The sequence below is a fragment of the Burkholderia sp. SJZ089 genome (genome assembly GCF_007828315.1).
Lineage (GTDB): Bacteria > Pseudomonadota > Gammaproteobacteria > Burkholderiales > Burkholderiaceae > Burkholderia > Burkholderia gladioli.
Map to the genome: position 1 here is coordinate 305,370 of NZ_VIUM01000007.1, position 13,357 is coordinate 318,726.

Annotated in this window: 12 protein-coding genes; 5 read left to right on the top strand and 7 right to left on the bottom strand. The window is 69.0% G+C overall.

What is annotated here, in order from left to right; translation table 11 throughout:
- Positions 1-157: 157 nt before the first annotated feature.
- Complete coding sequence (locus FB600_RS15735; protein WP_098182306.1) at positions 158-1,486, bottom strand: MFS transporter; 1,329 nt, start codon at positions 1,484-1,486, stop codon at positions 158-160.
- A 148-nt stretch (positions 1,487-1,634) separates the two neighbouring features.
- The gene (locus tag FB600_RS15740; RefSeq protein WP_096752098.1) at positions 1,635-2,720 is read right to left on the bottom strand and encodes a tartrate dehydrogenase; all 1,086 of its coding nucleotides are present in this window, start codon (positions 2,718-2,720) and stop codon (positions 1,635-1,637) included.
- Positions 2,721-2,832: 112 nt separating this feature from the next.
- Here FB600_RS15740 and FB600_RS15745 point away from each other — a divergent pair, with 112 nt between their 5' ends.
- The 4 genes from FB600_RS15745 (at position 2,833) to FB600_RS15760 (ending at position 5,853) form a co-directional block, all read left to right on the top strand.
- Positions 2,833-3,873: a LysR substrate-binding domain-containing protein gene (locus FB600_RS15745; RefSeq protein WP_098153129.1), complete on the top strand. Its 1,041-nt coding sequence runs from the start codon at positions 2,833-2,835 to the stop codon at positions 3,871-3,873.
- Positions 3,874-4,033: 160 nt separating this feature from the next.
- On the top strand, positions 4,034-4,603 hold the full coding sequence (locus tag FB600_RS15750; RefSeq protein WP_098151419.1) for a chromate transporter: 570 nt from the start codon (positions 4,034-4,036) through the stop codon (positions 4,601-4,603).
- 10 nt (positions 4,604-4,613) lie between these two features.
- Positions 4,614-5,150, top strand: a complete 537-nt coding sequence (locus FB600_RS15755; protein ID WP_098151420.1) for a chromate transporter — start codon at positions 4,614-4,616, stop codon at positions 5,148-5,150.
- A gap of 418 nt (positions 5,151-5,568) precedes the next feature.
- On the top strand, positions 5,569-5,853 hold the full coding sequence (locus FB600_RS15760; RefSeq protein ID WP_098151421.1) for a hypothetical protein: 285 nt from the start codon (positions 5,569-5,571) through the stop codon (positions 5,851-5,853).
- 122 nt (positions 5,854-5,975) lie between these two features.
- Here the strand turns inward: FB600_RS15760 and FB600_RS15765 are convergent, their stop codons facing one another.
- The 5 genes from FB600_RS15765 to FB600_RS15785 form a co-directional block, all read right to left on the bottom strand.
- On the bottom strand, positions 5,976-6,509 hold the full coding sequence (locus FB600_RS15765; RefSeq protein ID WP_127837726.1) for a PilZ domain-containing protein: 534 nt from the start codon (positions 6,507-6,509) through the stop codon (positions 5,976-5,978).
- A gap of 553 nt (positions 6,510-7,062) precedes the next feature.
- On the bottom strand, positions 7,063-7,269 hold the full coding sequence (locus FB600_RS15770; RefSeq protein ID WP_036028571.1) for a YbdD/YjiX family protein: 207 nt from the start codon (positions 7,267-7,269) through the stop codon (positions 7,063-7,065).
- Between the two features lie 22 nt (positions 7,270-7,291).
- Positions 7,292-9,370: a carbon starvation CstA family protein gene (locus tag FB600_RS15775; protein ID WP_105819177.1), complete on the bottom strand. Its 2,079-nt coding sequence runs from the start codon at positions 9,368-9,370 to the stop codon at positions 7,292-7,294.
- Between the two features lie 263 nt (positions 9,371-9,633).
- Positions 9,634-10,644: an ABC transporter substrate-binding protein gene (locus FB600_RS15780; protein WP_096752102.1), complete on the bottom strand. Its 1,011-nt coding sequence runs from the start codon at positions 10,642-10,644 to the stop codon at positions 9,634-9,636.
- Between the two features lie 165 nt (positions 10,645-10,809).
- The gene (locus tag FB600_RS15785) at positions 10,810-11,448 is read right to left on the bottom strand and encodes a LysE family translocator (RefSeq protein WP_096752103.1); all 639 of its coding nucleotides are present in this window, start codon (positions 11,446-11,448) and stop codon (positions 10,810-10,812) included.
- A gap of 738 nt (positions 11,449-12,186) precedes the next feature.
- Here FB600_RS15785 and FB600_RS15790 point away from each other — a divergent pair.
- A complete protein-coding gene (locus FB600_RS15790) occupies positions 12,187-13,350 on the top strand; it encodes a porin (protein WP_096752104.1) in 1,164 nt (387 codons plus the stop codon).
- The last annotated feature ends 7 nt before the right edge of the window (positions 13,351-13,357 follow it).

Consider the following 13,357-nt stretch of genomic DNA (forward strand, 5'->3'; position numbering starts at 1 on the left):
AAAATCCCCGATTAACAACTACCTATGTTTTCCGATTCGCGAACGGAATCGAAAACAAGTGAAATCGCGACCCGCTCGCCACCATTCATGGGCCTGCATGCGCAACGGGCGGCACCGCTTCCGGCGCCGCCCGCTTTCGATCCGGCGAGTCGGCGGCTCAGCGCTCGCGCCGCCCCGCCGCGAGCGCAGCCGCGGCAGCCGCCGGCGCCGCCTGCCGCGATTGCCGGGCCAGCACCAGGGTGAGCACCGCCGACAGCGCGAGGCTCGCGCCCACCACGTAGAGGCCGGCCGCGTAACCACCCGTCACGCCCTTGAGCCAGCCGATCGCGAATGGCCCGACGAAACCGCCGAGGTTGCCGATCGAGTTGATCATCGCGATCCCGGCCGCCGCGCCCGAGCCCGACAGGAACAGGCTCGGCATTGCCCACAGCGGCGCCTTGGCGGCGCTGATGCCGACATTGACGACCACCAGCGCGGCAATCACGCCGACGATGGTGCTCGAGCCGCCCGCGAACACGAAGCCGACGCAGGCCAGCGCGCAGGGAATCACCACGTGCCAGGTGCGCTCGCCGCTGCGATCCGAATGGCGCGCCCAGAGGATCATCGCCACCACCGCGAGCACGCTCGGGATCGCGTTCAGCAAGCCGGTCTGCAGGCTGCCGAAGCCGTATTGGCGGATGATCAGCGGCGCCCACAGCCCGAGCGTGTAGAGCCCCGCCGAGGTGCCGAAGTAGATCAGCGCGAGCGCCAGCACGCGCGGGTCGCGCAGCGCGGCGATCGGGCCGATGGTGTGGCCCACGCGCGCCTGGCGCGCATCGGATTCGCTGCGCAGCTTGTCGATCAGCCAGGCGCGTTCCTCGTCGGCCAGCCAGCGCGCGTCGGCGGGCCGGTCGGTCAGCGCGCGCAGCACCACGAAGCCGAGGATCACCGCCGGCACCGCCTCGATCACGTAGAGCAGTTGCCAGTCGGCCAGGCCGAACATCGGCGGCAACTGCATGATCGCGCCCGACAGCGGCGAGCCGAGCGCCGTCGAGATCGGCGCGGCCGCCATGAACCAGGCCGCCGCGACCGCGCGCTGGCGCGTCGGGAACCACTGCGCGAGGTAGTAGATGATGCCGGGGAAGAAGCCCGCCTCGGCCACGCCGAGCAGGAAACGCACCGAGTAGAAGCTGGCCGGCCCGGTGACCAGCGCCGAGGCCGCCGAGACGATGCCCCACGAGATCATCACGCGCGCGATCCAGACGCGCGCGCCGACCTTGCTGAGGATCAGGTTGGACGGCACCTCGAACAGGAAGTAGCCGATGAAGAACAGCCCGCCGCCCAGGCCGAAGGCGGTGGGCGTGAGGCCCAGCGCGGCATTCATGGTCAGCGCGGCGAAGCCGACGTTGACGCGGTCCAGGAAGCTGACGAAGTAGAGCAGCATCACGAACGGAATGATCCGCCACATGAGCTTGCGGGTGACGCGGCGCTCGATATCGGTTTGCATGCATGTCTCCTGCGGCCGCGCGGCACGGCATCGCGCCGCGGGCCGGATGTTCGGGTGCGTCGGGCTCTCGTCGATCCTGCTCGGCCCTGATCGCGATGGCGGCGCGTCCCCGCCGCCGTGCAGCCGGGGCGCGCCGCCTGCGGCTTGCTCAGGCGGCCACCGCCGCGCCGTGCGTCACCAGCGCGCAGACCGCCTCGGTCACCTGCTCGGTGCGGGCCTGGCCGCCGAGATCGCCGGTATGCAGCGCCGGGTTCGCGGTCACCGCCTCGACGGCGCGCATCACGCGCGCGGCCGCCTCGGGTTCGCCCAGGTGCTCGAGCAGCATCACCACCGACCAGAAGGTGCCGATCGGGTTGGCGATGCCCTTGCCCATGATGTCGAAGGCCGAGCCGTGGATCGGCTCGAACATCGAGGGATAACGGCGCTCGGGATCGATGTTGCCGGTCGGCGCGATGCCCAGGCTGCCGGCCAGCGCCGCGGCCAGGTCGCTGAGGATGTCGGCGTGCAGGTTGGTGGCGACGATGGTGTCGAGCGAGGCCGGGCGGTTGATCATGCGCGCCGTGGAGGCGTCGACCAGCTCCTTGTCCCACTTCACGTCCGGGAATTCCCTGGCGACCTGGGCGGCGATCTCGTCCCACATCACCATCGCGTGGCGCTGCGCATTGCTCTTGGTGATCACCGTCAGCAGCTTGCGCGGCCGCGACTGCGCCAGCCGGAACGCGAAGCGCATGATCCGCTCGACGCCGGCGCGCGTCATCATCGACACGTCGGTGGCCGCCTCGATCGGGTGGCCCTGGTGCACGCGCCCGCCCACGCCCGCGTATTCGCCTTCCGAGTTCTCGCGCACGATCACCCAGTCGAGGTCGCCCGGGCCGCAGCGCTTGAGCGGCGCGTCGATGCCGGGCAGGATCCGCGTCGGCCGCACGTTGGCGTATTGGTCGAAGCCCTGGCAGATCTTCAGGCGCAGGCCCCACAGCGTGATGTGGTCGGGCACGTCGGGGTCGCCGGCCGAGCCGAACAGGATCGCGTCCTTGTCGCGCAGCGCGTCGAGGCCGTCGGCCGGCATCATCACGCCGTGCTGGCGGTAGTAGTCGGCGCCCCAGTCGAAATCCTCGAAGTCGAAGCGAAAGCCGGCGTCGGCGGCGGCCAGCGCCTCGAGCACGCGGCGGCCGGCGGGAATCACTTCCTTGCCGATGCCGTCGCCGGGAATGGTGGCGATCCGGTAGGTCTTCATGCGGGTGTCTCCGATTGACTGTCTGTTGGTGGACACACGGTAACGCGCCGGCCGCCGCGAAAACCGGTGCTAGACTCAAAGCATCTTTAACTTCCATTCACAAGTGAGCGCCGTGAGCGATGCCGTCCAGCCCGCTGATCTCGCCTTCTTCTCGACCCTGGCCGCCTCCGGCAGCCTCAGCGCCGCCGCGCGCGAACTGGGCCTGACGCCGGCCGCGGTCAGCAAGCGGCTGGCGCAGATGGAGCAGCGCGCCGGCGTCGCGCTGGTCAACCGCACCACCCGGCGCATGGCGCTCACGCCCGAGGGCGAGGTCTACCTGGAACGCGCGCGGCGCATCCTCGACGAGATCGAGCAACTGGGCGAGCTGCTGTCGCGCTCGAACGACCGGCCGCGCGGCCTGCTGCGCGTGAACGCCACGCTCGGCTTCGGACGCAGCGCGGTGGGCCCCGCCATCTCGCGCTACGCGCGGCGCTATCCCGAGGTGGAGGTGCAGCTGCAGTTGTCGGTCACGCCGCCGCCGCTCACCGACGACAGCTTCGACGTCTGCATCCGCTTCGGCGAGCCGCCCGACACGCGCGTGGTGGCGCGGCGCCTCGCGCCGAACCGGCGGCTGCTGTGCGCCTCGCCCGCCTATCTGGCCGAGCGCGGCATGCCGCGCAAGCCGGCCGACCTGGCGCGCCACAACTGCATCGGCATCCGCCAGGGCGACGAGGCCTACGGCGTCTGGCGGCTGAACCAGGCACGCGGCGCCGCGCGCGCCACCGAGGCGGTGCGCATCGGCGGCAGCCTCACCACCAACGACGGCGAGATCGCCGTCAAGTGGGCGCTCGACGGGCACGGCATCCTGATGCGCGCCGAATGGGATATCCACGACTACCTGGCCGACGGGCGCCTGGTGCTGGTGCTGCCGGGCTACGAAACGCCGGCCGCCGATATCTATGCCGTCTATCCGCGGCGCCTGCAGATGTCGGCGCGGGTGCGCAGCTTCGTGGATTTCATCGCGGGGGAGTTCGCCCAGCCGCGCGTGCTGTCGGCGCCGGAAGCCGCGCCGGGGGCGAGGGCGAGGGCGAGAACGGCAGGCGACACGCCGGCCGCCGCGCGCGACGCCGCAACACCGGATCGGCCGCCCAAGCGCCATCGCCCGGCACGATAAGGCCCGGCGAGGCGGCAAGACGCGGGCCGCCGCATCCCGCGCCGCGCCTGCCCGCGACCATCCCGGATTGCCGCCCGGCGCGCCGCGATGCTATCGTCGGCCGGTGCGGCGCGCAGGCAGCCGCACTTCGCCCCGCCCGCCACCGCCCGCCCGGTTCCCGATGACAGCCAGCACGCCCGACCCGCAGCGGCCGACCACCCTCGGCCTGTTCCTGATCTTTTCCCGCATCGGCCTGACCAGCTTCGGCGGCGGCCTGAGCGGCTGGTTCATGCGCGAGTTCGTCCAGGATCGCGGCTGGCTCAGCGAGCAGGAATTCCTCGACGGCCTGGCGCTGTCGCAGGCGCTGCCCGGCGTCAACGTGAAGAACCTGGCGATCTGGATCGGCTACCGGCTGCGCGGCTGGCCCGGCGCGATCGCCGGCTTCTGCGGCATCATCTTCCCGCCCGCCGTGGTGATCGTGCTGCTCGGCCTGCTGTTCGCCGAGATCACGCGCTACCCGATCGCGCACATCGCGCTGGCCGGCGCGGCCGCCGCCGCGATCGGCCTGTCGCTGTCGATGGCGCTCACGGCCGCGCGTCGCCTGCCGCGCCGCGTGGTGCCCTACGCGGTGTTCGCGGCCACCTTCGTGGCGGTGGCGGTATTCAAGGTGCCGGTGCTGTGGACCGTGCTGACGGCCGGCGTGCTCAACGTCGGCTACGAGTACCGGCGTCTGCGACGCGGCGGCGACTGAGGCCGGCACCATGTCCCGTACCCTCTACGCGCTGTTCGCCATGTTCGCGCCGCTGTCGGTGGCCACCGTCGGCGGCGGCCAGACCATCATCGCCGACATGCAGCGGCAGGTGGTCGACGTCCACCACTGGATGACGCACGCGCAATTCGTCAACGATTTCGCGATCGCGCGCCTGGCGCCAGGCCCCGGCTCGCTGCTCGCCACCCTGGTGGGCTTCCAGGTGGGCGGCGTGGCCGGCGCGCTGGTGGCCACGCTCGCGCTGTTCGGCCCGACCGCCTTCCTGATGATCGCGGTGGCCCACATGACCTCGCGACACCACGACGCGCCCTGGCAGCTCGCGCTGCAGGCGGGCCTGCGGCCGGTGGCGGCGGGCCTGATCCTGGCGGCCGTCTATACGCTGGTGCAGGGGCTCGACGGCGGCTGGATCGCGATCGCCACGGCGCTGGTGTCCACCACGCTGGTGATGCGCACCCGCGTCAACGCGCTGGTGCTGATCGCCGGCGGCGCGGCGCTGTTCGCGACGCTGCATGCGCTGGGCGTGCTCTGAAACAGCGGCACGGCGCGCAAGCGCCAAAACACGACATGCGACAGACATTGCCGTGGAAATAAGCGCCAGCGCATATCCAAACCGCCTGTCATGGGACACAATGGATTCGTTGGGCGCTGCCCCTAGGTGCCCAACCTGCAGAGTTGAGACGATTAGCAGGCCGCTCCTCGCGAGCGGCCTCTTTTTGTCCGCAGGCGGCACAACCTCCCGCCGCCCGCATCCCCGCCGCGCCCTTCCTTGGCCCTCCCGCGACGTCGCCCTCGGCGAGTCCGCGTCACGTTACGCGGACGTAACACCGCCGCCGCGCGCCAGCCCATTTGTTAAAGCCAGGCCTTGATTCCACACGTTTTTTTCGATTGGCATCTTTATTGCGTAAAAGCCTGCAACACGGCCAATCACCACGTATGTGGAGCTTCACATGGACATCGCAGGCGTCGCCCACCCGCTGCTGGATATCAACGACTTCGACGTGATCGACGGCGATACGCTGATCATGGAATCGCGCCGCGCCGCACCGGTTCGCGCCGAGGCACTGCCTGGCGTCGACATGCCGCCGCTCACGCTCTACGGCGCCTATCGTCAGGGCGTGGCCGACTACTTCGCGCGCCGACCGAATCCGTATCGCCTCGGCAGCCGGCTCGCCGATGTCTGGCAGGAAGGCCGCCTCGAGGCCGCGACGCGCAGCACGCGCCGGGCACACTGACACACGACAAGGACGACGATGGCGCGGCAGCGCCGCCATCGCGCATCACCGGGCTTCGGCATCCGCCTCGCGGCCGGAGCCCGGATCGAGAATCCAGGCGGACAGCACAACAGGCGAACCGCTCAGGCGGACAGGGACCAGTCGAACAGCGCCGCCTTCAGGCGCATGAGATCCGCCTCGGCCATCGCGTCGAGCGCGACATGATGCAGCCAGGCCGGCGCGGCCTCGGGCTGATGCGTCAGCCCGCGCAGGGTGCCGGCCAACGCAAGCGCCTCCACTTCGCCATCGCCGGCCGCCACCGGCAGCGTGACCCGCACGCTCTCCCCTGCCTTGCCCAGTTCCCGATCAGCGGCGATCGACAGGCCGCTCGCGCTCAAGTCGGGCACCAGACCCATACCTTGCACGCCGGACAGCACATAGCGCGCGGCGCGCCGCTCGCGCACGCGCTTGAGCTTGCCGGGCGCCGACAGGATCAGGTACGGCGCCGGCTCGAATGCCACCGCCTCGACGAAGGCCGTGAACCAGTAGACCGCCGACTGCCCGATCGCCATCGCCTCGATCGCCTCGCCCGGCGTCAGGTCCACCGCGCGCGGCTGCAGAGGCCGCACGAACAGCGGCCCGGCCGGATGCACACCAAGCAGCCGGAAACGGCTCATTTGGCGCGTCGAGCCAGCGCGCCGGCGCAGGCCGAGCGTCGCGTCGGCGGGCAGGCTCAGGCGTGGCGCGGCGAACGCCGCTTCGGACGGCGCGGCTGCCTCCGGCGCCTCGCCCGCTCGCGGTGCTGCTCGCGGCGCGTCGCCATCAGCGCGGCGCGCCGGCGCGAAACGCGCGAACAGGAAAGCGATCTCCTCGGCATCGAGACTCGCGCCCGCCGGCATCGAACAGCGGCCACGGCAGGGGTTCGCCGGCTGTCAGGTCGGATTCGGCGAGCCGCAGGACGAAACGGTTTTCGGACATCGGGACGGCACTCCGGACGAAATGGATTCGAATCGTATGACGGCACGACAAGGGAAAACCTGAGGCGGGTGGAGTTGGCGACGCGAAGCGAGCCGTTGCGCCCGCATCGATATGCGACGCAACGACAGCCCGAGTAGAGAAGCCGGCGAGAGCTCGCCGGCAAAAAAATGGCCGCGTGAGGAACGCGGCCGTGTAGTCGATCGAGCGATCTGCGATGGCGGCGCGGCGGCTACCCGCGCGCGCAAAGGATCATCAGCAGCACTTGCCCGCGCCGCTGCCGTAGCGCGCGTTCTGCCGCTCGCGAAAAAACTCCTCGTAGCTCATCGGCGCGCGGTCGGGATGCGTCTCGCGCACGTGGGCGACATAGGTGTCGTAGTCGGGCACGCCCACCATCAGGCGGAAGGCCTGCCCGAGGTAGCGCCCCGCCGAGCGCAGTTCGTCGCCGAGATCGGTAAACATGACGGCCTCCCGCGCCGGTGGTTCAGCGGCCGCTGCCGAGCGCCTGCGCGGACGGCAGCGGTTCGAACGGCGTTTCCTTGGTGGTCGGCCGCGCCTCGCGACGCGCGCGCAGCACCGCCAGCACGCCATAGGCCGCCACGCTGATCACCACGAACATGAACAGGCCCGCCAGCGCCGCGTCGATGCGGTCATTTAGGATGATGCGCTGCATCTGCTCGAGCGACTTGGCCGGCGCCATCACCTTGCCCGCGTCGACGGCCGATTGCAGCTTGGCCGCGTGGGCCAGGAAGCCGACCTTCGGGTTCGCGTCGAAGATCTTCTGCCAGCCGGCCGTCAGCGTGCAGATCAGGAGCCAGGCGGTCGGCAGGATGGTGACCCAGGCGTAACGCTCGCGCTTCATCTTGAACAGCACCACGGTGCCGAGCATCAGCGCGATGGCGGCCAGCATCTGGTTCGAGATGCCGAACAGCGGCCACAGCGTGTTGATGCCGCCCAGCGGATCGACCACACCCTGGTAGAGGAAGTAGCCCCAGGCGGCCACGCACAGCGCGGTGGCGACCAGGTTGGCCGGCAGCGATTCGGTGCGCTTGAGCGCCGGGTGGAAGGTGCCCAGCAGGTCCTGCAGCATGAAGCGGCCCGCGCGCGTGCCCGCGTCGACGGCAGTCAGGATGAACAGCGCCTCGAACAGGATCGCGAAGTGATACCAGAAGGCCATCATCGCCTGGCCGCCGATCACCTGGTGCAGGATCTGCGCCATGCCGACCGCCAGCGTCGGCGCGCCGCCGGCGCGCGCGATGATGGTGGTCTCGCCCACCGCCTGGGCGGTCTGCGTGAGCATGTCGGGCGTCAGCATGAAGCCCCATTGCGTCACCGTCTGCGCGACCGCCTCGGGCGTGGTGCCGAGCACCGCGGCCGGCGCGTTCATCGCGAAGTAGATGCCAGGCTCGATCACGCTCGCGGCCACCAGCGCCATGATCGCGACGAAGGATTCCATCAGCATCGCGCCATAGCCGATCAGGCGCGCGTTCTTCTCGTTGTCGAGCAGCTTGGGCGTGGTGCCCGACGAGATCAGCGCGTGGAAGCCCGATACCGCGCCGCAGGCGATCGTGATGAACAGGAACGGGAACAGGTTGCCGGACCAGACCGGGCCGCTGCCGTCGACGAACTTGGTGAAGGCCGGCATCTTCAGCTCGGGCGCCACCACCAGGATGCCGATCGCCAGGCCCAGGATGGTGCCGATCTTGAGGAAGGTGGAGAGATAGTCGCGCGGCGCGAGCAGCAGCCAGACCGGCAGCACCGAGGCCACGAAGCCGTAGCCGATCAGGATCCAGGTCAGCTGGGTGCCCGTGAAGGTGAACCAGGCGGCCAGCGCCGGCGTGTCGTGCACATGCTGGCCGTAGACGATCGAGGCCATCAGCAGCACGAAGCCGATGATCGACACCTCGCCGATGCGGCCCGGGCGGATGTAGCGCGTGTAGATGCCCATGAAGATCGCGATCGGAATCGTCGCCGCGACCGTGAAGGTGCCCCAGGGCGAGTTGGTCAGCGCCTTCACCACGATCAGCGCGAGCACCGCCAGGATGATCACCATGATCAGGAAGGCGCCGAACAACGCGATCACGCCCGGCACCGTGCCGAGCTCCATCTTGACCAGGTCGCCGAGCGAGCGGCCGTTGCGGCGCGTCGAGATGAACAGCACGATGAAGTCCTGCACCGCGCCGGCGAACACCACGCCGGCCAGGATCCACAGCATGCCGGGCGTGTAGCCCATCTGCGCGGCCAGCACCGGGCCGACCAGCGGCCCGGCCCCTGCGATCGCAGCGAAGTGATGGCCGAACAGCACGTACTTGTTGGTCGGCACGTAGTCGAGGCCGTCGTTGTACTTGACCGCCGGCGTCATGCGCAGGCCGTCGAGTTGCACCACGCGGCTGGCGATGAAGCGGCTGTAGAAGCGGTAGGCGATCAGATAGACGCAGACCGCGGCGATCACGATCCACAGCGCGCTGATGCGCTCGCCGTGCGCGAGCGCGATGGTGCCGAAGGCAAAGGCGCCCAGCAGCGCGATCGCGCTCCAGAGCAGGGTTCCGGAAGCCCGATTCATGGTGTCTCCTGGCTATTGTTCGACGTCGTCGCGTGCGATCTTGCACGCGAACCGGCGGGGGTGGCGCGCGCCCGGCAAGGGGCTCGGCACTGCCGCGTATTGTTCGCGTTCGGCACCGCGCGGACAAGCGCACAACTACGTATCCACGCTACGTAGCAACGCGTAGGGGAAAGCGATGAGGGGCGGGGGAAGGCGCCGCGAAGCGTGTCGCGGCGGCGGGGGAATGGATGCGCGTCGCGCGCGAGGCGGCGACGCGGAAGGCCTCAGCCGCGCGACACGTCGCGTACCGAGATCGCGGCGACGTCGACGCGCGCCGGCAGGATCGCGTCGTGTTGGGCGCGATCGGCAACGCGCTGCAGCGTCGCGATGTCGTCGGGCGTCACGGCGCGCTGCGCGACCGAGGCGCGCCCGGTGATGTCGCTGGCCGCGTCGAGCGGCAGGCGCGTCAGCGAGGCATAAACCTTCGCGTAGTCGGCCGGATGCGCGAGCGCCCAGCGGCCCGCCTGCTCGAGCCTGGCGAGCACGTCGGCGAGCGCGGCGCGCTTGGCGCGATCGGCCAGGGTCGGCGCAGGCGAGGTCAGGAAGCCGAGCCCCGAATTGATGCCGCTGCCGTCGCGCAGCACGCGCGCGCCGCGTCGCACCACGTGGCCGTAATAAGGATCGAAGGTCGCCCAGATATCGATGCGCTTCGACTCGAAGGCCGCGAAGGCATCCACCGGCAGCACGAAGCGAACCTCCACGTCGGTGCGCGACAGACCACGCTCCTCGAGCGCGCCGTACAGTTGGTACTGCGAAATGCTGCCCCGCGCGGACGAGACCACCACCGTCCTGCCCTTCAGGTCGGCGACGTTGCGCACCGGCGAATCGGGCTGCACCACGATGCCGAGCGAGGCCGGCGAACCGGCGCGTGTCGCGACGATGCGCAGGTCGGGATCGCCCAGCGCCGCCGTCAGCACCGGCAGGTCGCCGGCCGGAGCGAGATCGATGGCACCGGCGCGCTGCGCCTCGAACAGGGGCGCGGCGCCCTGGAAGTTGGCCCAACGGAAGCGGTAGCGCGTGCCGTCGAGCACGCGCGCGGCCTCGGCCAGCGCGCGCAGGCCGCCCGCCTGGTCGCCGAGCACCAGCGTGACGTTAGAGAGATCCGCCTCGGCCGGCGCGGCCCGCGTCAGCGTGGGCGCGGCCAGGCTCGCCAGCGCCGTGCCGGCCAGGCCCGTGAGCGAGCGCAGCGCGCGACGGCGCGCAGGCGAGGATGGCGGGAAGGAACGATGCGACATCGATGGCGACCTCGGAGGATGCCGAGCCGGGCGGCAAGGCTGGTCGCCAAGATTAAGGAAGGGTGCGGCCGGCACCAACCATTGAAATCGGCAATGCTTATGAGGGGGCGACGGAATGCGAATGCCGTGACGCAAGAGAACAGGGCGAGTCCCGCGCCCCTTCCCTCACGAGCGGATCGAGCGGATGAACCCCGCCGCCAGCACGCAATAAAAACCCCCGCAGAACAAACCGAAGGCCTTGCGCGTGCGCGCGAACAAGGGTCCGGCCGCGCGGGCCGAAAACACCAGCGCGTAACCGGCGAAGATCGCCGCGCCCAGCAGCGCGCAGCAGGCGACCAGCACGAAGCTGGTCCAGGCCGGCGCGTGCGGCGACAGCCCCAGCGAGGTGACGGTCAGCCAGGTCAGGATCGCCTTGGGATTGGTCAGGTGGATGCCGAGCCCCTGCAGGTAGAAGCGCATCAGGCGATCGCCGCGAGCCGGCGCGGCCGCGGCGAGCGGATCCTGCTTGGAATACGCTCCGCGCACCGCCTTGAAGGCGAGCCACAGCAGGTAGACCGCGCCCAGCACCTTCAGCGCGATCAGGCATTGCCGGTACGACATCAGCAGCGCCGACATGCCGGCCGCCGCCGTCACGCCCCAGCACAGCGAGCCGCTGATCACGCCGGCCGCCATCGCGAAGCCGGGCTTGCGGCCGTCATGCAGCGAGGTATTGGCGATCGACAGGTTGGCGGGGCCTGGCGACACCGTGCCGACCAGATAGACGGCGAACGCGACGCCGAGATTCGAGAGCACTTCGACGGACATGGTGACGATCCTGGGTCCTGGGGGCACGTTGCCGGAATGGGAGGGGCCAAGCGGGCGGGCAACCCGCGCGGACGATTATCGCGCAGCCGGCAGGCAGCAACAGGGACGGTTCGATCGCGCCGGGCAGGAACTGTCATGCCGTTTCCGGCTGACACTTCGGCGTCGTGCCGGTGCAAGCGCGCGCAAAGGAAACCGGGATCGGCGCGGCGCGGCGCGGACCGACAAGCGCGGCGAACGAATCATGCCGGCTTTAAGCCGATTCCATCGGCAATACGAATTCCGATTAAAAATCGAAATGCAGTATTGCCAAAACTGGGGACGCGCGCATAAAAAAGAGCGGCCGAAGCCGCTCAAGCGTGGACTCGTCTGTCTACCCACCAGAGTAAGGACGAGTGGACGCACACTATCATCTTTCCCAGTCGCCTATTGAACCGATTTGGTTAATTAATCATTGCAGGAAAAAAATCAATCCCGGCGCAGGTCCTTCCTGCTCAATCCTTGGGCAGGATTGTTTCCAATTCCATGCGAAGCACGGCGACCCAAACGATCTCCATCGCTCAATTAATACAAAAATCGATAATAATTCAAATAAGTTAACAAATCTTTCACCGCAATCGGCTTGTATTGTTTTCGATACAAGACTGAATTTCGTTTTTGCCAATTAAATCTGTCTGGTTAGTCTCACGTCACTCCAAAACCACCACACGCAACAGCATCCACTACAGGAGATTGACCGACATGAAACGCACCGCATTGACGATGGTGTCGCTCGCCTCGCTGGCGGCGATGGGCTCGGCCCACGCGCAATCGAGCGTGACGCTGTACGGCCTGATCGACACGTCGCTCACCTATATCAATCACGCGGACGGTGCCAAGAACTCCTGGCTGCTCGGCAACAGCAGCGCCGGCAACCTGTCCGGATCGCGCTGGGGCATCAAGGGCAGCGAGGACCTCGGCAGCGGCCTGAAGGCCATCTTCCAGTTGGAGAACGGCTTCAACCCGAGCACCGGCGGCCTCGGCCAGGGCGGCCGCGAGTTCGGCCGCCAGGCCTTCGTGGGCCTCGCCAGCGACCGCCTCGGCACGCTCACGCTGGGCCGCCAGTACGATCCGCTGATCGACCTGGTGCAGCCGATCACGGCCGACAACTACTTCGGCAGCGCCTTCGCGACGGCCGGCGACGTCGACAACTACGACAACAGCTTCCGGGTCGACAACGCGGTCAAGTACACCTCGCCGCTGTTCGCCGGCGTGCAGTTCGAGGCGATGTACTCGTTCGGCGGCGTGGCCGGCTCGACCGGCTCGAAGCAGTCGTACGCAGCCGCGCTGTCGTACAACGGCGGCCCGCTCAGCGTCGCCGGCGGCTACTACTACGCCACCAACACGGCGGCCGACCTCGGCCCGCGCTCGACCTGGTCGAGCACCTCGGACGGCACCTTCGACGGCCCGATCAACCTCGGCTACCAGACCGCGCACTCGATCGGCATCGCCCGCATCGCCGGCCAGTACGTGTGGGGCGCCTTCACCTTCGGCGGCGGCTACAGCAATGCGCAGTACCGTCGCGACGGCTCCTCGCTGTTCGGCCAGAACGAGCGCTACAACACCGGCCAGGGCTTCCTGAACTACCAGGCCACCGCGGCCCTGCTGCTCGGCGTCGGCTACAGCTACACCAAGGCCAGCGGCGACACCTCGGCCACCTACCACCAGGCCTCGCTGGGCGCCGACTACACGCTGTCCAAGCGCACCGACATCTACATGACGGCCGCCTACCAGCACGCCAGCGGCACCACGCGCGACAGCGTGACGGGCAACGTGGTCGCGGCCCAGGCGTCGATCGGCTCGTACGGCTATGCCGGCACGAACTCGCAGACGATGGTCAACCTCGGCCTGCGTCACCGCTTCTAAGCAGCCC